At 38.6% G+C, this 22,271-nt stretch carries 28 protein-coding genes; 6 read left to right on the plus strand and 22 right to left on the minus strand.

Translation table 11 applies throughout. From position 1 onward, the window contains the following. Positions 1 to 146: 146 nt before the first annotated feature. From CD31_RS19220 to CD31_RS19235, 4 genes are all read right to left on the minus strand, one after another. Positions 147 to 734, minus strand: coding sequence for a hypothetical protein (locus tag CD31_RS19220; RefSeq protein WP_244905010.1), 588 nt, complete (start codon positions 732 to 734; stop codon positions 147 to 149). Between the two features lie 103 nt (positions 735 to 837). After that, positions 838 to 1,908, minus strand: a complete 1,071-nt coding sequence (locus CD31_RS19225) for a D-alanyl-D-alanine carboxypeptidase family protein (RefSeq protein ID WP_036080147.1) — start codon at positions 1,906 to 1,908, stop codon at positions 838 to 840. A gap of 77 nt (positions 1,909 to 1,985) precedes the next feature. Then, positions 1,986 to 2,579: an SMC-Scp complex subunit ScpB gene (scpB, locus tag CD31_RS19230; RefSeq protein WP_016992995.1), complete on the minus strand. Its 594-nt coding sequence runs from the start codon at positions 2,577 to 2,579 to the stop codon at positions 1,986 to 1,988. Next, the gene (locus CD31_RS19235) at positions 2,551 to 3,330 is read right to left on the minus strand and encodes a segregation/condensation protein A (protein WP_016992993.1); all 780 of its coding nucleotides are present in this window, start codon (positions 3,328 to 3,330) and stop codon (positions 2,551 to 2,553) included. The genes scpB and CD31_RS19235 overlap by 29 nt, the downstream gene beginning before the upstream one ends. Positions 3,331 to 3,385: 55 nt before the next feature. Between CD31_RS19235 and CD31_RS19240 the strand changes: the two genes are divergently transcribed. Continuing rightward, positions 3,386 to 3,892 carry a DUF309 domain-containing protein gene (locus tag CD31_RS19240; protein WP_036080150.1) on the plus strand — a complete coding sequence of 169 codons (507 nt, stop codon included), beginning with the start codon at positions 3,386 to 3,388 and terminating at the stop codon, positions 3,890 to 3,892. On the opposite strand, the gene CD31_RS19245 is transcribed toward CD31_RS19240, so the two are convergent. The 12 genes from CD31_RS19245 to CD31_RS19300 form a co-directional block, all read right to left on the minus strand. Next, entirely contained in the window at positions 3,889 to 4,260 is a 372-nt protein-coding gene (locus CD31_RS19245; protein ID WP_016992990.1) for a GNAT family N-acetyltransferase, read from the minus strand. The two genes, CD31_RS19240 and CD31_RS19245, sit on opposite strands and share 4 nt — an antisense overlap. A gap of 199 nt (positions 4,261 to 4,459) precedes the next feature. Beyond that, positions 4,460 to 5,779, minus strand: coding sequence for a diaminopimelate decarboxylase (gene lysA, locus CD31_RS19250; protein WP_036080153.1), 1,320 nt, complete (start codon positions 5,777 to 5,779; stop codon positions 4,460 to 4,462). Positions 5,780 to 6,002: 223 nt separating this feature from the next. After that, entirely contained in the window at positions 6,003 to 7,451 is a 1,449-nt protein-coding gene (locus CD31_RS19255) for a spore germination protein (RefSeq protein ID WP_036080156.1), read from the minus strand. 15 nt (positions 7,452 to 7,466) lie between these two features. Further along, on the minus strand, positions 7,467 to 8,258 hold the full coding sequence (gene sigF / locus CD31_RS19260) for an RNA polymerase sporulation sigma factor SigF (RefSeq protein ID WP_009370709.1): 792 nt from the start codon (positions 8,256 to 8,258) through the stop codon (positions 7,467 to 7,469). Between the two features lie 10 nt (positions 8,259 to 8,268). Continuing rightward, on the minus strand, positions 8,269 to 8,709 hold the full coding sequence (gene spoIIAB / locus CD31_RS19265; RefSeq protein WP_016992986.1) for an anti-sigma F factor: 441 nt from the start codon (positions 8,707 to 8,709) through the stop codon (positions 8,269 to 8,271). Next, on the minus strand, positions 8,702 to 9,055 hold the full coding sequence (gene spoIIAA / locus CD31_RS19270; protein WP_004232181.1) for an anti-sigma F factor antagonist: 354 nt from the start codon (positions 9,053 to 9,055) through the stop codon (positions 8,702 to 8,704). The genes spoIIAB and spoIIAA overlap by 8 nt, the downstream gene beginning before the upstream one ends. 238 nt (positions 9,056 to 9,293) lie before the next feature. Continuing rightward, complete coding sequence (locus CD31_RS19275; RefSeq protein WP_036080159.1) at positions 9,294 to 10,544, minus strand: thymidine phosphorylase; 1,251 nt, start codon at positions 10,542 to 10,544, stop codon at positions 9,294 to 9,296. Positions 10,545 to 10,558: 14 nt separating this feature from the next. Beyond that, complete coding sequence (gene deoB / locus CD31_RS19280) at positions 10,559 to 11,740, minus strand: phosphopentomutase (RefSeq protein WP_016992981.1); 1,182 nt, start codon at positions 11,738 to 11,740, stop codon at positions 10,559 to 10,561. Positions 11,741 to 11,838: 98 nt separating this feature from the next. Then, entirely contained in the window at positions 11,839 to 12,741 is a 903-nt protein-coding gene (gene xerD / locus CD31_RS19285) for a site-specific tyrosine recombinase XerD (RefSeq protein ID WP_016992979.1), read from the minus strand. A 175-nt stretch (positions 12,742 to 12,916) separates the two neighbouring features. After that, the gene (gene fur, locus CD31_RS19290) at positions 12,917 to 13,381 is read right to left on the minus strand and encodes a ferric iron uptake transcriptional regulator (RefSeq protein ID WP_008174639.1); all 465 of its coding nucleotides are present in this window, start codon (positions 13,379 to 13,381) and stop codon (positions 12,917 to 12,919) included. A gap of 122 nt (positions 13,382 to 13,503) precedes the next feature. Further along, positions 13,504 to 14,016 carry a hypothetical protein gene (locus tag CD31_RS19295; protein WP_036080164.1) on the minus strand — a complete coding sequence of 171 codons (513 nt, stop codon included), beginning with the start codon at positions 14,014 to 14,016 and terminating at the stop codon, positions 13,504 to 13,506. Positions 14,017 to 14,069: 53 nt separating this feature from the next. Further along, positions 14,070 to 14,627 carry an NUDIX domain-containing protein gene (locus tag CD31_RS19300; protein WP_036080167.1) on the minus strand — a complete coding sequence of 186 codons (558 nt, stop codon included), beginning with the start codon at positions 14,625 to 14,627 and terminating at the stop codon, positions 14,070 to 14,072. Between the two features lie 76 nt (positions 14,628 to 14,703). Between CD31_RS19300 and CD31_RS19305 the strand changes: the two genes are divergently transcribed. Further along, positions 14,704 to 15,603 carry an aldo/keto reductase gene (locus tag CD31_RS19305; RefSeq protein ID WP_016992970.1) on the plus strand — a complete coding sequence of 300 codons (900 nt, stop codon included), beginning with the start codon at positions 14,704 to 14,706 and terminating at the stop codon, positions 15,601 to 15,603. Continuing rightward, complete coding sequence (locus CD31_RS19310; protein WP_016992968.1) at positions 15,600 to 16,079, plus strand: VanZ family protein; 480 nt, start codon at positions 15,600 to 15,602, stop codon at positions 16,077 to 16,079. Before CD31_RS19305 ends, CD31_RS19310 begins: the two co-directional genes overlap by 4 nt. A 16-nt stretch (positions 16,080 to 16,095) precedes the next feature. On the opposite strand, the gene CD31_RS19315 is transcribed toward CD31_RS19310, so the two are convergent. From CD31_RS19315 to CD31_RS19325, 3 genes are all read right to left on the minus strand, one after another. Then, a complete protein-coding gene (locus tag CD31_RS19315) occupies positions 16,096 to 16,602 on the minus strand; it encodes a GNAT family N-acetyltransferase (RefSeq protein WP_036080170.1) in 507 nt (168 codons plus the stop codon). 178 nt (positions 16,603 to 16,780) lie between these two features. Continuing rightward, entirely contained in the window at positions 16,781 to 17,047 is a 267-nt protein-coding gene (locus tag CD31_RS19320; RefSeq protein WP_036080173.1) for a YqkE family protein, read from the minus strand. Positions 17,048 to 17,070: 23 nt separating this feature from the next. Beyond that, positions 17,071 to 18,255, minus strand: a complete 1,185-nt coding sequence (locus CD31_RS19325) for an acetyl-CoA C-acetyltransferase (protein ID WP_081977524.1) — start codon at positions 18,253 to 18,255, stop codon at positions 17,071 to 17,073. 207 nt (positions 18,256 to 18,462) lie between these two features. Between CD31_RS19325 and CD31_RS19330 the strand changes: the two genes are divergently transcribed. Then, positions 18,463 to 19,434 carry an alpha/beta hydrolase gene (locus CD31_RS19330; RefSeq protein WP_036080551.1) on the plus strand — a complete coding sequence of 324 codons (972 nt, stop codon included), beginning with the start codon at positions 18,463 to 18,465 and terminating at the stop codon, positions 19,432 to 19,434. 48 nt (positions 19,435 to 19,482) lie between these two features. Here the strand turns inward: CD31_RS19330 and CD31_RS19335 are convergent, their stop codons facing one another. The 3 genes from CD31_RS19335 to sirA form a co-directional block, all read right to left on the minus strand. After that, positions 19,483 to 19,986 carry an S-ribosylhomocysteine lyase gene (locus tag CD31_RS19335; RefSeq protein ID WP_052125412.1) on the minus strand — a complete coding sequence of 168 codons (504 nt, stop codon included), beginning with the start codon at positions 19,984 to 19,986 and terminating at the stop codon, positions 19,483 to 19,485. Between the two features lie 110 nt (positions 19,987 to 20,096). After that, entirely contained in the window at positions 20,097 to 20,315 is a 219-nt protein-coding gene (locus CD31_RS19340; protein ID WP_004232154.1) for a YneF family protein, read from the minus strand. A gap of 99 nt (positions 20,316 to 20,414) precedes the next feature. Further along, entirely contained in the window at positions 20,415 to 20,840 is a 426-nt protein-coding gene (gene sirA, locus CD31_RS19345; protein WP_004232148.1) for a sporulation inhibitor of replication protein SirA, read from the minus strand. A gap of 338 nt (positions 20,841 to 21,178) precedes the next feature. Between sirA and CD31_RS19350 the strand changes: the two genes are divergently transcribed. Both CD31_RS19350 and CD31_RS19355 read left to right on the plus strand, forming a co-directional pair. Next, positions 21,179 to 21,535, plus strand: coding sequence for a lmo0954 family membrane protein (locus tag CD31_RS19350; RefSeq protein ID WP_036080176.1), 357 nt, complete (start codon positions 21,179 to 21,181; stop codon positions 21,533 to 21,535). 15 nt (positions 21,536 to 21,550) lie between these two features. Continuing rightward, on the plus strand, positions 21,551 to 22,189 hold the full coding sequence (locus CD31_RS19355) for a PspA/IM30 family protein (protein WP_036080180.1): 639 nt from the start codon (positions 21,551 to 21,553) through the stop codon (positions 22,187 to 22,189). The last annotated feature ends 82 nt before the right edge of the window (positions 22,190 to 22,271 follow it).

Below are 22,271 nucleotides of genomic sequence, written 5' to 3' on the forward strand. Positions count from 1 at the left end.
ATTCCAAATAATTTCTCATTCGCTAATTTCTTAACATTTGAACCGAGATTTTGTTTTGTTTACTAGCAGTATACTCATTTGGTAATCATGCGAATCGATTGTATAATGTTTATTTTGACAGAAAAAAAGCTACCATTCGGCAGCTTTTATTTGTATACATTTTCAATTGTTTGGCCACGTTGCTTTAACTCATTGGCTATATAGTTTTTAGCCAGCATCATGTTGCCTGCCAAAGGTTCCTCAATTGTTGAACCGTCTTGAAATGTAAAAACCAGATGATCAGGCTTTGTCACTCCACTTTTTTCTAGATTAACCTGCTCAACTTTCACTATTTCTTCCCACTCGACAAAATTTACTTTTAAACTAAAAAATGGATTCATATGAATACCTCTCGAATCTATCCATTTATAAGTATTAAAGCTTAATGCGATGAAACCTAAGGCAATTAATAAGGAAGCAGACACTAGACCACGTTGAATATTCTTTCTTTTTTTCGTTTTAGGTATGATCAAATAATTGATTAGTAGTACGAGGGCCATGACAAATAAAGAGACCATAAAGATAATATAAGCATTAAAATAAGGTGCAAAATAATAAAATTCTTTTGGTCGATATAGCATCTCTTGAATTGGATATAGTAGAATGACAGGGACAATTAAACTTGAAAAGAATAAGACAATTATTAGTCCAAATTGAATTTGTCTACCTTTACTTTCCATAGAAGCATTCCTCAATTTCCTCACCCCTTTTTCGAAAATTAAGAATTCTATCTTCATTATCATTCTACCAAATTTAACACTAATTAATCAAATAATGTAAAAAATCAGCAAATCGTTTTTAACGATCCGCTGATTCAACTTTTACTGGCGTTGCATAAATACGTTCTTCCCCTAAAAAGATCGACAGGACTGCTTCTTGACGTTTCCTTGAAACATGTAATACTTGCCTCACTTGTTCTTTTTCCTCTTTATTTAATTGTAGTCGAATAGGCTCTTGTAAACGAATAGCCAACTTTTTATTGACATTGTATTTACCCTTCTTCACTACTGTTTCAAGACTATAATCTTGCCATACTTTATTGGATAAGCCTCGATGTACATTCCAATCATCTGATTCATTTAATGTGACGACAATGCAGGTTTGCCCATCCTTTTGAAAGGCCGTTGCAAGTGTTCGTCCAGCAACTTTAGTAAAGCCTGTTTTTCCAGCAAATGCAGTACCAGTGGCGGACTTTAAGGAACTAACAGGCTGCTCTGTCTCATCATCTATATCTGCTGCTATTCCTGAACCTTCTCTTAATAGACGGTGTTTATTTTCCCATAGCATTCCGTTTACTGTATTTGCCCGATAAAGTACCGTTGAAGCAATTTTCTCAAATGTTTTATTTTGCAAAGCAAGTCTTAACATCTCAGCAGTATCTCTTGCAGACGATAAATGCTCATCATGATGAAGACCAGAAGGATTCATAAAGACGGTATTAGTAAGACCTGCAATAACGGCTCTTTCATTCATTAATTTGACAAAGCCCTCGACAGATCCCCCTACATGTTCGGCTAAAGCTGTTGCAGCATCATTGCCTGAACGTAGCATTAAGCCATACAATAACGTTTCAACTGTCACCGTTTCACCAGCCTGTAAGTAAATAGAACTCCCCTCAGCCATAGCAGCCTTCGGAGATATGACGACTTCTTCCTGCAAGTCACTATTTTCAATTGCCACAAGTGCTGTCCAAATTTTCGTTAGACTAGCAATAGGTAATCGTTCATCGCTATTGGACCCTATTAAAATCCGTCCTGTATCGCCATCTAAGACAGCATAGCCGCTTCCTCCTCTTGCTAAACTAGTTTGAGGAAGCATGGCCATTAACACAATAATCATGATCAGTGTTAAACGAAATAACCGAAGCAACGAGCCACTCCTTATTCAATGTGATAGGAATTTATAGATTTATATTTATGTTGAAGGCAACGCATTATACCTAACCATTATTTTGCCCCGCTAAATGTCTCTTGGAATTTTGTCATAAATAAATCTGTTTCTTGTTCTGTTTCAGCAAGGTCCTCTTCAGGTAGAGGAGGCATTTCTTCTATACTATTTAAGCCAAAATAATGTAAAAATTCTTTTGTTGTTCCATATAAGATGGCACGTCCAGTCCCTTCTGACCGACCTACCTCTTTAATTAATCCTCGTGAAACTAACGTCTGGATTGGGCGTTCACACTTGACACCGCGCAAATCTTCTATCGCTACACGTGTAATGGGCTGTTTGTATGCCACTATTGCCAACACTTCGAGGGAGGCTTGAGATAAGGATTGTGCCGTTGGATTTTCTACTAATCTTTGAATCGTATCGGCAAACTCAGATTTTGTAATGAGCTGATAGACGCCTGCAATTTCTTTCACCGTAATTCCTCTTGCTAAATCTTCTTCATAGGCTTCTCTCAATGTATTCATTGTTTGAAGGATCAGCTCTTCCTGTTCTCCTAAAAGTTGTGAGAGTTGTTTAATCGTTAAGCCATCATCTCCCACAACAAACAATAAGGCTTCAATTTTACTCTGTAACATCAATGTTTTCGTCATCTTCCCATTCCTCCTTCTGTAAGGTAACCATTAATTCTTCAAAGTTACCATCTTGCTCTACGATGACGACCTGACGCTTCATCAGTTCAAGAAGGGATACAAACGTTAGAATAAGTGTTGGCTTATCTTCATAGGGAAAAAGCTCGAAAAACGATGCACGTCCACCTGTTAATCGTAAAGAATCCACAACAGAACGCATTTGATCTTTTACTGATCGTTCCTGCCTTGCTACAGTTGTTTTTAATGGTTTCTTTAATTTTTTGCGACGCATCAATTTTTGAAATGCTCCAAGCATATCATAGATATTCACATTCAAATCAAATAAAGCCATCTGTTCTTCTGAGGCTAATCCTGTTAAATCAGCAGGTGGCCTCGTAAATACCTGAGCTCGGTCTGTTTCAAGCTCTTGCAAATTACTTGCTGCTTCCTTGTACTTTTTATATTCGATTAAGCGTTGCACCAATTCTTCACGAGGGTCAGGGCCGTCCACTTCTAATTCTGCGTCCTCCATCTCTCCTTCGTGAATTGGCAATAACATGCGGCTTTTAATTGCCAGCAACGTTGCTGCCATTACTAAATATTCACTTGCTTCATTTAACTCCAGTACTTGCATTGCATGTATATGGTCGATATATTGTTGTGTAATTTCAGCCATTGGGATATCATAGATATCAATTTCCAATCTGTGAATTAAATGCAATAATAAATCAAGAGGCCCTGAAAAGGCTTCTAATTTTACTTCATAAGACATTATTTTACCACCCTGAGATTCTATGTTCTTTTAGTATAGTGGAAAGGAGTCCAAAATGCATCCACAGCATCATACTTTATTTATAGATTACTGTGCTTATTTTAATGGCAATCAAGATTTTTTTGAATGCCATGAAGTGCTAGAGGAATATTGGAAGGAAATTGCTCCTGGTGATAAAACGCATCCGCTTGTCGGCTATGTACAGCTGGCAACAGGCTTCTATCATTGGCGACGTGGTAACAATACTGGTGCTAAACGAATTTTAGAAAAAGCACTTCATAATTTTCAAGTAAATGAAGGGCATGTTTTTTTCCAAGAAATTGATTATCCTGAACTCCTAACACAAATAGCAAAAGCTATCACTTTGATTAAAACGGGCAAGTCCTTTCAAACTTTCCAGCTCCCTCTCTCACCTCACTTGCTGGATTTAGCGCTAGCACGTATAAAGCTTTTGCCATCAAGTAGCTCAAATTATCTTCTTCATAAACATATGCTTCGAGATCGCTCACATATTCTTGCAGAGCGACAAGAAAGCAAACAAAGAAAAAGCAGACGTTGTTAATCGTCTGCTTTTTCATCGATACAATGAATACATTTTTGAACAAAACTGCGTGTTTCATCTGTAGCACGCACACTTTCATATTGGCCAATTTCTGCCACTTCTTGAAGCATCTCAGTTGCTACTCCCTCTCCCCTATAGGAAGGGATCACCGACACGTGCTGGATTGTGGCTATATTATGCTCATCAACAACAAGCCCTACAATGCCAACATATTCATCATTCTTTTTCCATAAGTATAAAACCCAATTATCGTCATTTTCATAGGAGTGGATGGTTTCTGTAAGCTTTTTTACGTCTTTTTCGTTAGGCATAAATGAAAGTAGCCCCATTGCTATTTTCTCTAAAGCTTTTTTATATCGAATTAACATATTTGTCTATTCCCTCTTTTTCTAGCTGTACATAATCTTTGACTATCCTACACGATTTGTACTTTTACCGCAAGCCAATTTCTGTCTTACGAACCAGGTCCGAGAATACCTTTCGACGCCAACACCCAATAGACTACGCCCCATAATAAAATAAATGTTGTAATGGACGCTAGTAATACCCACTTATTTTTCCTCAAATTTACTCACCCTTTTTTAAAGTTAGCGGGAGATCGTTTTGCACAATATCTTCATAACTTTCGCGGCGAATAGCTAGTTGATGCTGTCCATCCTCTACAAAAACAACTGCAGGTCTTGGCACACGATTATAGTTACTAGCCATCGAATACCCATACGCACCTGTACAGAAGATGGCTAACACATCACCTGAAGCAGCATCTTGTAGTTTAGCATCAATAATTAATTTATCGCCAGATTCACATAATTTACCAGCAACTGTATAGAGTTCATCTTTCGGCTCGTTCGCCTTACTTGCGATGATTGCCTCATATTTAGCGTCGTATAATGCGGGACGGATATTATCACTCATACCGCCATCAACAGCAATATATTTTCGCACATCTGGCACTGTTTTTTGTGAACCGATTGTATAAAGAGATGTTCCTGCATCACCTACAAGTGATCGACCTGGTTCAATCCAAATTTCCGGCATCTTCAGTCCAAGAACAGTTGCTTTATTTTTGACAACTGTAATCATATCCTCTACATATACTTGTGGTTCAAGCGGTGCATCTTCTTCAGTATAACGAATACCAAAGCCCCCACCTAAGTTTAACACAGTACATGTAAATCCGTGAGTCTTGTTCCAATCAGAAATTTTGTCAATCAATTTTTCTCCAGCCAAGCCAAAACCAGCAGTATCAAAAATTTGTGAGCCAATATGGCAATGTAAGCCAAGTAGCTCTAGGAATTCATGGTTAAATGTCTGTTGGAATGCTTCATCTGCTTGACCATTGTTTAAGTCAAAGCCGAATTTTGAATCTGCTTGACCTGTCGTGATGAAATCATGCGTATGTGCTTCAACACCTGGTGTAACACGTAATAATATACGCATTTTTTGCTGACGGCGCTCCGAAATATCTTTCAAAAGCTGTATTTCATAGAAATTATCTACAACAATACATCCAATCTTGGAGTCAAAAGCTAGCTCTATTTCTGCATTGCTTTTATTGTTACCATGAAAATGAATGCGCTCTGCAGGGAAACCTGCCTTTAATGCAGTAAATAATTCTCCACCAGATACAACATCCAATGATAAATTTTCTTCTGCTGCTAATTGATACACCGCTACACATGCAAATGCTTTTGAAGCATAAGCTACTTCTGCTTTTACGCCTAGTTTTTTAAACGTATCGATAAAGCTACGCGCACGCTTACGAATAAGTGCAGTATCATACACGAAAAGTGGTGTACCATACTCTTTTGCTAGCTCTAGTGTGTCTACCTGTCCAATTGTTAAATGACCATTTTCAGAAATCGCTTGTGTTCCATATAAATGCATGTGCATCTCTCCCTTTTCACATCGTTCCATCTTGTTATTTTTACGGCTTGATAGGGGATTGTTCTTTACTGTTTAGAGCCATCCCATCTAGAAATTATTTCCATCAAATATAAAAAAACAAATATATAGTACTTGCTTTTTCTTGAATGAAAATAATTTTTGCAAAAATCACAAAATACTATATGTGAACTTTATCACATGAAAAAAACGAGTGCAACGGCTCCTATGATCTTTTTCGCTGTTTGGAAGCGACTACATAAGGTCTTAGTGCGTCCGAAGTCATTGGGAAACGAATGATGACACGAAGCATCGCTGTTGGAAAGAATGGAACAAGCGGCCATAAATAAGGTGCCTGCATTGGTCGCAATGAACATAAATACGTAAACAATAAAAATAAACCAATAAATAACCCATTGACACCCCAGAGACCCGTCATTAGAAGTAACAGTAACCTAAAAATTTTAATGGAGATACTGAGCTCATAGGATGGAATAATGAAAATAAGAATGGCTGCAACTGCTGTATAGAGGACCACCTCTGATGAGAATAATCCAACATCAATTGCAATTTGACCAATGATTACCCCCGCAACCAATCCCATCGCTGTGGATAATGGTGACGGAGTATGAATGGCGGCCATCCTCAAAAATTCAATGCCAATATCTGCAATCAAAATTTGTAGTAATAAAGGTACATGCGATTTCTCCTCCGTACCTAAAAAGGAGAGGGCATCTGGAAGTAGGGATTCATTCGTTGCAAATACATACCACAACGGCAATAAAAGTAAACCCATAACAGAGCCAAAATATCGCATAAAACGTACAAACGTCCCTACTGTAGGTGCCTGACGATATTCCTCTGCATGCTGTAATAAATGAAACACCGTAACAGGCACTAAAATAACGGATGGAGAAGTGTCGACTAATATAGCTATATGCCCTTCAAGTAGATGAGCTGCAGCAATATCGGGCCTCTCCGTATAACGTACAAATGGCACTGGGTGGAACTTTTGTTTAAAAAGCCATTCTTCTAATGATTTATCAGCCATCGTCAAGCCATCATGATTGATTTGTCCAAGACGCTGTCGTAAACTTTCGAGCATATCTTCATTGGCAACATCCTTCATAAACGCGATCGCCACGTCGGTTTGACCGATTTTGGATATTTTATGTAGCTCGAAACGTAAATTACTATTGCGAATTCGTCTACGTATTAAAGCCGTATTTTGAGAAATTCCTTCTGTAAAGCCATCCCTTGAGCCACGAATAACTTTTTCATTATCTGGCTCTTCAGGAGAACGTCCTGGATAGTTTCTAAGCTCTGCAACATAGCAATAGCCACTTTTAGTAATAAAGGTGACTTGTCCACTCAAAATGGATAGTAAATAGGCCTTACGCTCTGTTTCCTCTGAACGTCCATGGAAATTAAAATAGGACTCAAAATATTCCTTCTCATCCTCTACATCAATCTCAATGTCCTCATCTGGAAGCATGCTAGACAGTAATTGTGTTAAAGCTTCTCCATCTACAAGCCCACTAATATATGCACAAAGGACCGGCAAATCCTTGACAAATAAGTGTTTAATACCAACGTCAAACGATTCGCCGTCACCAAATTGTTCTATAAGAAAATCTTCGGCTTCTTCTAAGCTGTTAAATAATTTATTTGTCATGCTGTCACCATTTTCTTAGATGTCTTTTTTTATTACTTCCTGCTCCACTGTTGCGCTTGTTGCCATCCAACTTTTCAGCTGGGCAAGGATTTTTTTCTCTAATCGGGATACTTGTACCTGCGATATACCTAACCTATTTGCAATTTCAGTTTGCGTGCAATCTGAAAAATAGCGAAGATATATGATAGACTGTTCTCTTGGCTCAAGTCTCGTTAGTACTTCTTTCAACGGGATATAGTCAAAGGGTTGCTCCGATTTTTCATCCTTCATTTGATCCATTAGTGTAATGGAATCCCCCTCACTCTCATACAATTGCTCATGAAGAGAGGCTGGGTCTCTCAATGCATCGGATGCGGTAACAATTTCCTCTGTTGTCACACCAAGCACCTGAGCAAGCTCTTGAATGGTTGGTGGATGTTCGTTCTTTTTAATAAATTCATCTGTAGCATGGCGGATTTTAAAATTGAGCTCACGAATAGAGCGGCTCACCTTCACCATGCCATCATCCCTTAAAAAGCGTTGAATTTCTCCAATGATCATCGGTACGGCATAGGTTGAAAATTTCACATCATAGGTTAAATCGAATTTATCCACAGATTTCATGAGCCCAATGCAGCCAATCTGGAATAAATCCTCAAGCTCAACACCTCTCGTTGTAAAACGTTGAACAATGGACCACACAAGTCTCGTATTGCCTTCTACCATTCGTTTACGAGCCTCATGATCGCCCTGCTGTGCACGTGCAATTAAATCACGCATTTCCTCCTGAGACAATAGCTTATCGGACGACTGTTCTAACGGCTTCACGGGCTTAACCTCACATTACCGCTGTGCGAACTGTGTAGAATTTCTTCGTGAATGTTACAGTTGTTCCTTCTTGCCATTTTGATATAACTGTTAGCTGATCTGAAAAGCTATCCATAATCGTGAAGCCCATACCTGAACGCTCCATCATACCTTTTGTTGTAAATAATGGCTCCATTGCTCGACTAACATCTTCAATTCCTATCCCTTTATCCATGACAGATACTGTCACAATATCATCCTCACGTTTAGCATGAACTGTCACAATACCCTTACCATCTTCTTCATAGCCATGAATAATAGCATTGGAAACCGCTTCTGAGACAACTGTTTTAAATTCTGATAGCTCATCAATAGTTGGGTCTAATTGTGCAATAAAGCCTGTAACAGCAACACGCGCTAAAGCTTCATTTTCACTAAGTGCCAAAAAAGTTAATGTCATTTCGTTATCCATTTACAATCCCCCTAACGCGATCAATCGCTTGTTCCTCTGTTGCATCCATCATCCACGGTCCTAACCCTGAAAATTGAAATACTTTTCGCATTGTTGGCGATGGATTCAATAATATAGTTCGCCCAGCAACTGCCTCTAGCTCTCGCATACGACCAAGCACTAAACCAACTCCTGAACTATCCATAAAAGATAGTCCTTCCAAGTTCCAAATGATGGTCGTCACAGTGCCTTGAAAAATTGCTGCAGAAATTTTCGCTCGAATTTGTTCCACTGCATGATGATCGAGCTCCCCAAACAAACGTATAACGACTGTCTCTCTTGTGACCATTTCTAATTGATAATGCATGAACATCGCCTCCTCCTCGTGCAATTCCACATTCATTAGGGTGAATCCTTGTGGCTGACAGAACTAGTGCAAAGTCTTCCGAAATAGTGTCTAATCGACATACTTATAGCTTTTTAGGTTAAGTGCAGTATGGGATAAATCAACAATTTCTAAACGCCATATTTCTCTAAATTTTGGTGATTGATGGAACACAAAAAAGCGAGAGCCCTCTTGAAGTGAGGGCTCTCGCTAATAATCTTTAGGCAATTGTATAAGCTTGCTGAATTTTATTAATTGTCTCTTCGTCAATCGGCTGATTTGAATACAAATAAGCAATCGTATCGCCATTAGTGACATGATCACCTTTTTTGGCGATTAGCTGAATACCTGCATCATAATCTAGCTTTGATTCTTTCGTTAAACGTCCAGCGCCTAGACTAACACTTGCTTCACCAACTAATAAAGCATTTATAGTTTCCACAGTGCCTTCTGAAACCGCTGTCACTGCTACTTTATGAGCTGTGTCATTTTGAACAATATCAGAGACTACTCCGCCTTGCGCCACAATAAACTCCTCGAATTTTGCAGCGGCAGAGCCATCTGCTAGCACTCCCTTAACCGCAGCTGTCGCTTCCGCTTCATTCACACCAGCCGCAATTTGGTACATCAAGGAAGCGATGACAACACATTCATCAACTAAATCTTCATGCGTTTCTTCCAAACGTCCACTTAATAGGGCATAAGCCTCTACTACCTCAAGCTTATTACCAATCATTTTCCCTAATGGATTATCCATATCACTAATATGTGCGATGACTTTACGGCCAAGTTTTTCACCAATGGCCGTCATTGTATCTGCTAAACGCTGTGCTTCTTCCTGCGTCTTCATAAACGCACCAGAGCCACATTTTACATCCAATACAATACCATCGGCACCACTAGCAATTTTTTTACTCATAATCGATGCGGCGATTAGTGGAATAGAATCGACAGTACCTGTCACATCACGCAATGCATATAATTTTTTGTCGGCGGGTACAAGATTACCTGTTTGTCCAGCAACTGCAATTTTATGCTGATTGACATTATCAATGAATTCCTGGGATGAAAGCTCTGTTTTAAAGCCCTGAATGGATTCAAGTTTATCAATTGTTCCCCCAGTAATCCCTAAGCCTTTACCACTAAATTTCGCAACAGGAATTCCGAGAGCAGCAATAATTGGCGTAACAACAAGCGTGACCTTGTCACCAACTCCCCCTGTTGAGTGTTTATCAATTTTAAAGCCTTCAATAGATGTTAAATCAATAACATCGCCTGATTCGATCATTGCCTTTGTTAAATAAAATGTCTCATCATCTGACATACCTAGTAAACGTATCGCCATTAATAAAGAGCTTGCTTGATAATCTGGGATTGAGCCTGTCGTATAGCCTTCAACAAAATACTGAATTTCAGCTTGAGAAAGCTCTAATCCTTGTTTTTTCTTTTCAAACAATTGAACCATATTCATACAAAAAAACCCCCTTATTTCAAATCATGTAAGAAACTTTTACCGAATGGTGGTGCTTCTACATGAAAGTTTTCTGCAACCGTTGCTGCAATATCAGCAAAAGTTTCACGTAGCGGAAGTTCTGCCCCACCTTTGAAACGTGGTGAATAGACAATTAGTGGTACATATTCACGTGTATGATCTGTCCCTGGGAAGGTTGGATCATTGCCATGATCTGCTGTAATAATTAATAAATCGTCCTCTGACATTGCCTCTAGAATTTCTGGTAGACGTGCATCAAATTCCTGTAATGCCTGTCCATAGCCTAGTGGATCACGACGATGGCCGAAATTGGCGTCAAAGTCCACTAAATTTAAGAAGCTCAGACCGTGGAAGTCACGACGTACAACTTCTGCAAATTGATCCATACCATCTCTATTATTTTTTGTACGTACAGAATCTGTCACACCTTCACCATTGAAAATATCCGAGATTTTTCCAATAGCAATGACATCTAATCCCGCATCCTTCAAAACATTCATCGTTGTTCGACCAAATGGCTTTAACGCATAATCATGACGATTGGATGTACGAGTAAAGTTTCCAGGTGTCCCCACAAATGGTCGAGCGATGACGCGACCTACTAAATATTCAGGCTGTAATGTTAATTCACGAGCAATTTCGCAAATTTTATATAGCTCTTCTAGTGGGATGATTTCCTCATGAGCAGCAATTTGTAAAACAGGATCGGCTGATGTATAGACAATAATCGCACCTGTTTCCATATGCTCCTTCCCGAAGTCTTCAATTACTTGGGTACCACTTGCTGGTTGATTGCATAGCACTTTACGACCTGTACGTTTCTCTAGCTCATCAATTAGCTCCGCTGGAAACCCATCTGGATACACTTTAAATGGTTTATCAATATTTAGTCCCATGATTTCCCAATGGCCTGTCATCGTATCTTTACCAACTGATGCTTCTTGCATTTTACCGTAGTATGCTTTTGGGTCAGTAGTTGCATGCATCCCATGCAATGGTTCAATATTCGCTAAACCAAATGACTCCATTACTGGCATTGTAAGCCCATTCATTTTTTCAGCGATATGTCCTAGTGTATGTGCGCCAACATCCCCAAAATTTGCAGCGTCTGGCGCTTCACCAATACCTACGGAATCCATGACAACAACATGGATTTTGTTAAATGGTTTATTCATAATGGTTGCCTCCTAATCTCATGACTCTATTTTACCAAAAAAATGCGAAAAATAAAGGTCAGACATCCGACTGAAATATAATTTTTTCCTATTAACTTTTAAGCACGTGGATGGAATTGCTTATAAACCTCAGATAATCTTGTTTTGCTAATATGTGTATAAATCTGCGTAGTAGATATATCTGCATGACCAAGCATCTCCTGTACCGCTCGTAAATCAGCTCCATTTTCAACCAAATGAGTGGCAAAGGAATGACGCAATGTATGTGGTGTTAATTCATGTTGGATGCCTGCCTTTAAGGCATGCTCCTTCATTAATTTCCAACAACCCTGCCTTGTTAAACGTTTCCCTCTTTGATTAATAAAAAACGCATCTGTTTTGGGGTACTTTCCCTGTAATTGACCCCGAGCACCATTTAAATAGGCATTTATTGCCGAAAGTGCGCTTTTGCCGAGTGGTATGATTCGCTCCTTGCCACCCTTCCCAAATACACGTACAAAGCCCATAGTTAAATGAATATCAGCTAAATCCAGTGCAATAAGTTCACTGATGCGCATACCAGATCCATATAATAACTCTAGCATAGCAAGATCACGTATACCTTGTGGCTTACTTCGATTCGGAGCTGTTAGTAAAGCTTCAATCTCTTCGATCGATAAGATATTAGGCAACTTTTGCTCAATTGTCGGCATTTCCAAATGGACTGTCGGATCGGTTTCTGCCCGCTTTTCTCGTAATAAAAATTGGTGGAAACTCCGAATAGATGAAATATGACGGGCAACGGTACGACTTGTCTTCCCCTGTGCCCGCAATTGCTCTAAATGGCGTAATATAGTTGTCCGTTCCACCACACTAAAATCAGACATACCTTCTACTTCCTTTAAAAAATGCACATAGCTTTCTAAATCTCGGCGATAGGATGCTAATGTATTAACAGATAACTGCCTTTCCACTTGAATAAAATGGATATAGTCCTCTACTGCATATTGAAATTCATTCATCACAACGCCCCCTCACTGTCAATTATTCTCTATTTTAGCATGGCCTTAAGAAATGTGCTAAAAGCCCCTCCATTCGACATAAACCACCAACTATTATGGCGTTCTATACTCCAATAAAAAAACAAAAAACTGTCCGATTCAATCTATACCAAAGATTAAAACAGACAGCTTTTTGTTAATTTTCTTCATTCGATTCGTCGTTTTTATCATGACAGCGCCAGCATATGCCGTGGAAAGTTAGTCGGTGATCTTTTATGATAAAGTTCCAACGTTTTTCAACAACGGCTTCCACATCTTCAAGCAAATCTTCTTGAATTTCATCAACAGCACCACATTCGATACAAACAAGATGATGGTGGAAATGGGCAGCTCCCTCTTGGCGTAAATCATAGCGCGATACGCCATCGCCAAAGTTGATTTTGTCGACAATTTTGAGCTCAGTTAATAATTCTAACGTTCTATAAACAGTCGCTAGACCAATCTCAGGTGCTTTTTCTTTTACTAAAAGATAAACATCTTCAGCACTTAAGTGATCCTCTTCGTGCTCAAGCAAAACAGCAACTGTTGCTTCTCGCTGCGGCGTCAGCTTGTAACTAGCACTATGCAACTGTTTTTTTATACGATCAATTCGGCTCTCCATGTGACGCCCCCCTAAACTCTTTCCATTATACCAAAGGAGTAAATCCTATTACAAGATAGTGAATAGATTTCTAACATGCTTCTACTTTTTTATCTGATCACAATTTTGGTCCATTCAATCCATCATTTTAACACATAAGAAATAACAATAAACTCAGCAACTATTATGATGAAAAATGAGATAAAATTCAACAAAATTGTCCGACCAGATACTTGTTTCCCGATTTTTCGCTTTGACCAAGCAGGTACAAGTAAATTGCATAGGACTAGCAACAATATACAATAGATAAGCTGAAATGGAAACCACCAAATCGTATAAAGCCAAAAAGCTTCAAGTTTTTGTAATAAAAAAACCGAACTAAAGCCAAAAAAAGTGGCACGCATGGCTACAGTCACACGCACTAACACCTTTAAGACGCTATGAGTTGCTAGTAATAATATAAGACCTATGGAAATAGCAACAGGCAGTACTAAACGAAAAATGGATTGCCTGTCCCCATCTGCTAAACGAGGCTCTATAAATAATATAAAGGGTTCCGCTTTCGGTCCACCAATAATATGAAAGAAAATAACGCCACAAACAAAACTTACTGCAATGATGGAAGCGTGATAAAAAATAGACACCGTACGAGACATAAACATGCTCCTTTTCTATCAAGGTTTGTACAGCTTATGCTCGTCCGTCTCTATTATGCTAAAAGATTATTTTCTAAATTTGCAGCTAGCCATAGTACTGCAAATGCTGTTTTAGCATCATATATACGTTGGTCAGCCACCATTACTTGTGCTTCTTCCAACGAAACTTCTAATAGTTCGACAAATTCATCCTCATCTAAATCTGCTTTATTATCTATTGTATATAATCCCTTCGCCACAAACAAATGAATAACTTCATCCGCAAAGCCTGGTGATGTTGCAAATGTTTGTAAAAAAGTAAGTTGATGCGCGCCATAGCCTGTCTCTTCTTCTAATTCTCGGCGTGCTGTCACTACTGGCTCCTCACCTGGCTCAAGCTTTCCAGCCGGTATTTCAATAATAGAACGCTCCAGCGCTTTGCGATATTGTTCTACTAACACTAGTTTACCCTCGTCCGTAACAGCAATCACTGCTACGGCACCTGGATGCTTAATTATTTCACGTTTTGCAACCTGTCCATTTGGTAAAGTGACATCATCAATTTGTAATTTTATTATTCTTCCGTCATAGATCGGTGTCGTTTTCGTTGTTTTTTCCTCGAACTTTTTCATTGACGATAACCTCGCTTGTTCTTCAGATATGTTCATTGTACCATTACAAGTAGAGAAATCGAAGGAGGTCATTCGTATGAAAAAAAGACAGCTTGGTACAAGTGAATTGTTTATTTCAGAGATTAGTTTAGGAGGCATGTCTCTTTCGACAGATAAAACACAAGCAGCTACCATTGTCGATATGGCATTAGATGCTGGCATTAACTATATAGATACAGCTGATTTATATGATTATGGTGCAAATGAAGAGATTATTGGCGCAACGTTAGGTAAGCGTCGTCATGATATCATCCTAGCAACAAAGGTAGGTAATCGGTGGGCAAAAGGGGTAGATGGCTGGCATTGGGATGCATCACCATCCTATATAAAAGAAGCTGTCCATGCTAGCTTACGACGTTTAGGAACGGACTATATTGATGTATACCAATTACACGGTGGCACAATCGAAGATAATTGGGATGGGATAATTGACACATTTGAAGGGCTTAAAAAAGAAGGGCTCATTCGTGAATACGGTATATCCTCAATTCGCCCTAATGTATTGCAGCAATTTTTACCTGCAAGCTCAGCTAAAAGCGTTATGATGCAATACAGTGCTCTCGATCGCCGCCCTGAAGAATGGTTTGATTTTATTGCGAATCAAGGTGCATCTGTTGTAACACGTGGCACAGTGGCAAAGGGCTTATTAACGAATAGCTGGCAACAACGTCTACAACATGTTAATGGTTTTAACACCTATACTGCTGAGGAGTTAACAACAACGTTAACAGACCTAGCCTCACACTATGATGATTTGCATGCTTTGGCTATCGCTTTTAATCTGAAAGAGCCGACAATCGCTTCTACGGTCATTGGCGCAAGCTCACAACAACAACTAGCACAAACGCTTGCTTCCTACGAGAAAATTAATTCAATAACAGATTTCAAGGTAGCTAATGAGCTAACAAAAAATGAGAACTATCAAGAACATCGATGAAAAAATGGCTAATTTTTATCATTTGTCTAGTTGTACTAGTAATTTCCTCTAGTATGACCTATGAACAACAGAGTATTCTACCAGAATTAGAAGATTTGCTTGCCAATAAACCTTTGGAAAAACAACTTTCTATTTTAAAAATTCCCTATTGGGGAACCATCGTTTCAGTGGAAGAACGAGGTTATTTTCCATTTGTAGAGTTTTTAATTCGTAAATTGACACACTTCATGGGATTTGGATGCATCGCACTTGGCCTTTACTTCGCCTGGGGAAAAAGACGTTTTGCAGCAGGTATTGCTATCGGTGGAACGGCTACAATCGCGGTGCTTGATGAATTTCGTCAAAGCTTTACGCCAGGTCGTACAATGAGTGCCCAAGATGTGCTTGTCGACACAGCTGGAGCCATTGTTTTTGTTAGTCTCGTTGTTGCAGTAAGAAAAATACTCAAAAATAAAAGACAAAAGGCACAATTATAGCCTTTTGTCTTTTATTTTAAAGTTGAAACCGCCAAAAATAGAGGGACTTCGTTACTTTATACAAGTCAGCCCCTGCTTTTTCTAAAACTCGATGGGAAGCCATATTATCTGTTTCGGTATCTGCAATAACGTATTTTACATTTGGCTGATGAAGTAACCAGTTTTTAAGAGCTATGATTGATTCTGTCATATAGCCCTGCCCCATATAAGGAGGCAAAGTATAATACCCGATCACAACTTCCTCTTGCTCACTTGGTATTCCTTTTAGCATTATGCCACCAATAGCACAATTTTTTTCTTTTAATACAAGTAACCAATTTGTATGCCATAAATAGTTTTGCTCATCTTCCAATACTTTGGAAAGTCTAAAATACAATGCTTGTTTAAGCTCGTTATCTAAACTCCCTTCACCTTTTCTTAAGAGCAACTCCTCCGCCATTTGTTCCTCATGCTCTATTAGTAAATTTAGATACTTAGCGTTTAAAGGAATTAATCTTATTCTTTCTGTCTGTAATTCTACCATGTTGTTCTCCTAACATAATTTAATCGATACTAAACTACAATTAGGTATATGTTATTGGCAGCGTCTCCCGTTCGTTTAAATTCAAAAACCTCTCCCTCTATATCGACCACAGCCATATAAATTTTATGCTGTAAAATACAAAACAGTGAACCCACTTATGTGAATTCACTGTTCTCTCTTAATATTTTGTACCTTTATCGCCGTATTCGTTTAAAAGTTCTTCAAACGATTTGTTTTTTTCTCGTTGTTTACGTTCAAAAGCTAGTTTTGCCTGACGCTCTTCTTCTGCCGCCTGCTCTTTAGCAGTTAAATCTTGCTTCGCTGCTTTTAATTTTGCTAGCACATCGCCACCTAGCTGATCTGCTAATGTGACGGCCTCTTGCTTAGGTAGACTAGCTGTTACGCTATTGTCAGTATGCTGTTGCTGTTTTCGTTTCTTTCCCATTTCTATTCACCTTCTTATTGACATCAAGGGCGCTTCACAACTGTTGCTACGCCTTGTCCACCACCGATACATAATGTGGCTAAGCCCGTTTTCACATCACGCTTTTCCATCTCATGTAATAGCGTTACCAAAATCCGAGCACCACTTGCACCGATTGGATGACCAAGAGCAATAGCACCCCCGTTAACATTTAGTTTATCATGATTAAAGCTTAATTCACGATCTACAGCAATTGATTGTGCTGCAAATGCTTCATTTGCTTCAATTAAATCGATATCGTTTAAAGTAATATCAGCCTTTGTCAGCGCTTTTTGTACTGCTTTTACAGGACCTGTCCCCATAATTGCAGGATCTACACCAGCACTAGCATTCGCTGTAATGATCGCCATTGGTTGAATGCCTAGCTCTTGTGCTTTTTCCTTTGACATCACCACTACCGCTGCCGCACCATCATTTATACCAGACGCGTTCGCTGCTGTGACAGAGCCATCCTTTTTAAATGCTGGTCGTAGCTTACCTAAGGATTCCGCTGTCACACCTGCTCGTGGAAATTCATCTTTATTGAAAAGAAGTGGCTCTCCCTTACGCTGTGGAATCTCGACAGCAACGATTTCATTTTCAAACTTGCCAGCTGCAATCGCTGCCTCTGCGCGTTGCTGAGAACGAGCTGCAAAAGCATCCTGCTCTTCTCGAGAAATTTGATACATATCACATAAATTTTCAGCTGTAATGCCCATATGATAATCGTTAAAAGCACACCATAGGCCATCATGAATCATTGTATCTACTACCTTTTGGTCGCCCATTCGGAAGCCTTCACGAGCATTTTTTAATACGTATGGAGCCTGGCTCATATTTTCAAATCCACCTGCAACAACAATCTCTGCATCTCCCGCTAAAATCGCCTGTGTTGCTAAATGAACAGCCTTTAAACCTGATCCACATACTTTATTAATTGTTAAAGCTGATACCTCTTGAGGTAACCCCGCTTTAATTGCCGCTTGACGCGCTGGATTTTGTCCAAGCCCAGCCGATAAAACATTCCCCATAATGACCTCATCAACCTGTTCTCCTGCTACGCCAGCACGCACTAATGCCTCTTTAATGACAATGCTACCTAACGTTGTCGCTGGTACGTCTTTTAATGTCCCCTGAAATGAGCCGATTGCTGTACGCACCGCACTCACGATTACTACCTCGTTTGTCATAATCATTCTCCCCTTTTCCCCGTTCAAGAATCAACACTGCATGCATATGCTACTAGCAGATATGTATATTTTAACAAATATTTTGACGATTTTCGATAATAGAAATAATCGCAGTTTTGCCAAAGATATTGTAAAATGTTGACGTGTTTTAAACAATCTTAGTTGGGAACATTACAAATAAGAAACAGCATGTGGAGGTGTTTTATGATGAAAAAGAAGATGCTTTTATTCTCTGGTATTACAACAACGCTAGCCGCCGCTGCAACAGGTCTGTTCGGCTTCGCGCTTTCCAATAAATTAATGTATATCCAACAAAAAGACCCTGAATTTATACGGGAACGAGAAACGACCGCAAAGCGCTTTGATGAGGCTTGGTACAATAAAAACTTGAAATGTGAACTAAATATTGATTCTCCAAATGGCTATACAATTCGAGGCATTATGTTTCAGCCATTGCAAACAAATAACACGATCATCATTTGCCACGGTGTTACCGAAAATAAAATAAATTCCGTGAAATATGCTCGCCTTTTTGAAAGACTTGGCTATAATTCCGTTATATTTGACCACCGCCGCCATGGTGAATCTGGAGGCAAGACAACAAGCTATGGCTACTATGAGAAAAACGATCTTGATGCTGTGGTGAAAACAGTAAAAGCCATGATTGGAGAGGATGCTATACTTGGCATTCACGGTGAATCGATGGGTGCAGCAACCATGCTCCTCTATGCAGGAACAGTCGAGGATGGCGCTGATTTTTATATCTCAGATTGTGCGTTCTCTGACTTTTCTATGTTGCTCAAACAAATTGCAAAAACTGAATTTAAATATGGCTCCATTATTCCTATTCGTTTTGCTGACTTTTTTGTTCGCCTCAGAGATGGTTACTCATTTAAAAGTGTAACACCTGCCGAAGCCGTCACACATATTGAAAAACCTGTGCTCTTTATCCATAGTATTCCTGATACGTTTATTCCAGCTTCCATGTCACTCGATCTCTACAATAAAAAAACCGGTCCAAAAAAATTAAAACTTTTTGATACGGGGGCACATGCACAATCCTTTAATGAAAATATGGATGAATATGAGGATTTAATTCATGATTTTCTAGACAATTTTATTTATCAAAAAATCAATCGGGATTCTTCTTCTTCGAATGTCATTCCATTCCATTTTTAGGGCAATGAAAAACCTTGCGTCATTTTACTCGCAAGGTTTTTATTTTATTTAATCTTCAAAAATAATATGCCATTCATCACGTTTCGCTAAAAACTCTTTCGCTAATGCTTGAGCCCCTTCTAAACTATGGCTAGCAGCCCAGCCACATTGCACTTCATTGCAGGCAGGCACTGCGGTTGCCTTTGTCACATCTGTAAATGTGTTCTCTAAAATAGTTAATAAATCCTCATAATCATTATGATTGATCAATGATACATAGAAGCCTGTTTGACAACCCATTGGACTGAAATCAACAATATGATCAGAGTAATTACGGATAATGTCAGCAGATAAATGCTCTAAAGAATGTAATGCAGGCATTTCCATATGCTCCTTATTTGGCTGTTTAAAGCGAATATCGTATTTATATACTTCATCGCCATTTTTGCCCGTTTTCACACCTGCTAAACGAACATAAGGTGCCTTCACTTTTGTATGATCTAGATCAAAACTTTCTACATTTGTTTTTTCTTTTTGCAAAATACACAACTCCCTTCCGTATAGTAACTCCATTATACATAGTTTACCGATAGAGTTGTATGATTTTTAAGAATTATTTAAATACTATTAAAAATAAAAAAACAACTAGTTAAGCTTGAACTAGTTGCTCTGAACATTCCAAATTACTTCTGGAATTTATTCATTTGCGCCATCATTTGACGTACTTGCTTTTCAGACGGCGTACGACCCATTTGCGCCATCATCATACGAATCATTTGCTCATTAATAGGTGGGTTTTCTTTCAAATATTTCATCATAGCTTGACGAGCGAAATAGAAACCAAGTGCTGCGCCCGCTGCTAATGCGATAATTACGATAATAATCCAGCCCCATGTAGGCATACAACCAACCTCCTCCACTACAATATACCGAGAAAAAACTCTCCACGCTCCATTATACACCAAATAATAGCGTGTTACTATATATTGTAGTGAATTTTCCTAGTGCATTGTATACTTCATCGGCTTTAACCACCCACACTCATTATCCTGTTTATTAAAAGCAATAAAACGTTCACTCATTTTAGCAAGCATTTGAAATAAATCTAAATCTAGCATTCGCGAACCTTCACAATAAACACAAATTTTACGATCTACTAAATAAATAGCCATTTTACCTTTTATCGGATGTTCTAAAAACAAAGCATTACGAGCTCTTTCTAGGTGTGCATATTTGGAATCAAGTTGATGCTCTAACATGGCTGCAATCTCCTCAAAACGAACGGATTCACATATATATGCAAGCTCTTTTAAGGATTTCTCATTGGCATCTTCACAACCTTGCATCATCTCTAACAACTTACGCTCTCTGCCAAAAATAAACGTTAAATGCTCTTCTTTTATCTTATATATAGAATAGGTTCTCACCAGAAATCCTCCTTCGCTCAGTTTCTTTTTCATAAGTATAGCTCATTCAATCTTGTTTATTTGTCAAACGAGGGAGGGATCTCTCTTCTATTTTTGTCGAAAAAATTCTAGTTTCGGGTCTATAAATGACTTTATGACAAATGGTATTTCCAACCAAAAATAATTAACATTTTTCCAAAAACAAGAAAAAGTCTTATTAAACACGGCCAAAAACCTTCTATTTTGGCTGCTTAGATGAATCTCAGCCTCAAGACCTAGTTCAAAATCAATTTCGAGTCCGTTTTAGACAATCTTGTAAATAGGTAACATAAAGGTACAAACGAAAGGAGCTAAAACAAATGAAAAAATTTCTTTTATTAACTGGAGGCGTCATTGCTGCATGTGTTGCACTAGCGTTAATTGGACCACTGGCAGGGTTATTATTCTCTGGACTCTTTGTAGCACTGGGCATGCACTTCTACATTGCTAGTAAGTCAACATTCGGTAAAATCTTCTGGTTTACAGTTGGTCTAATCGGTGTCCTATCAGCAATATCTAACATTCCAGCAATGGTTGGTCTTGCAGCAATCGCCATTATCTATGTTATCTATAAAAAATGGAATGGCGAAGATGTAAAAATCCCAACAATCGAAGGGAAAAAAGAAGAAGATCCGTTTACAAACTTTGAAAAAGAATGGTCAAACTTAACAAAATAAAAGGAGCGAATTTAAATGAACTTATTTCAACGTTTTAGATATACAGTAGAGGCAGACTTACACCACTTATTTGATAAGAAGGAACAAAAAAATCCGATTGCGATGTTAAATCAATACATTCGTGAAGCAGAAAAGCAAACGGAACAAACAGGCAAATTATTAGAGCGACAAGGGCAATTAAAAGAAAAGCTAGAGCAAGAATATAAAGAGAACGCAGATTTACTAGCGAAACGTGAATCTCAATTGGCATTAGCAAAATCTAGCGGAGAGCAGGACTTAATTGATTTCGCTACGGATGAAGTAACAGCTTATTCAGCTCGTAACCTTACATTACAAGCGAGCATTGAAGCAAGTACTCGTGAATACTTCGAGCTTGAGCGTAAATTTGAAACAATGAAGCATAAAATTAAAGATATGAAAGTGCGTCAATTACAGCTGATGGGAAAAGAAAATGTAACTCGTGCCCATCATCAAATGGATGGAATGATTGCCAAAAATAATAAAACAAACTTTGAAGATTTAGAAGCATATATCGATAAATTAGCTTATCAAATCGATAAAGACCATGAGCTTACAACTTTTGAGGCAAGACTGGCAGAATTAGAAAAAAAAGCAGTAGAAGAAAGCTCACCACTGCTAATTGAAAATAAATAACATGGTATAATGAAAGCAATGCGCCAACATTAAAGGGCGCATTCTTTCACGTTTAAGAATAGAGGGTCCCATTCCCTCTCTT

This window comes from Lysinibacillus boronitolerans JCM 21713 = 10a = NBRC 103108 (genome assembly GCF_000772935.1).
GTDB classification, from domain to species: Bacteria; Bacillota; Bacilli; order Bacillales_A; family Planococcaceae; genus Lysinibacillus; species Lysinibacillus boronitolerans.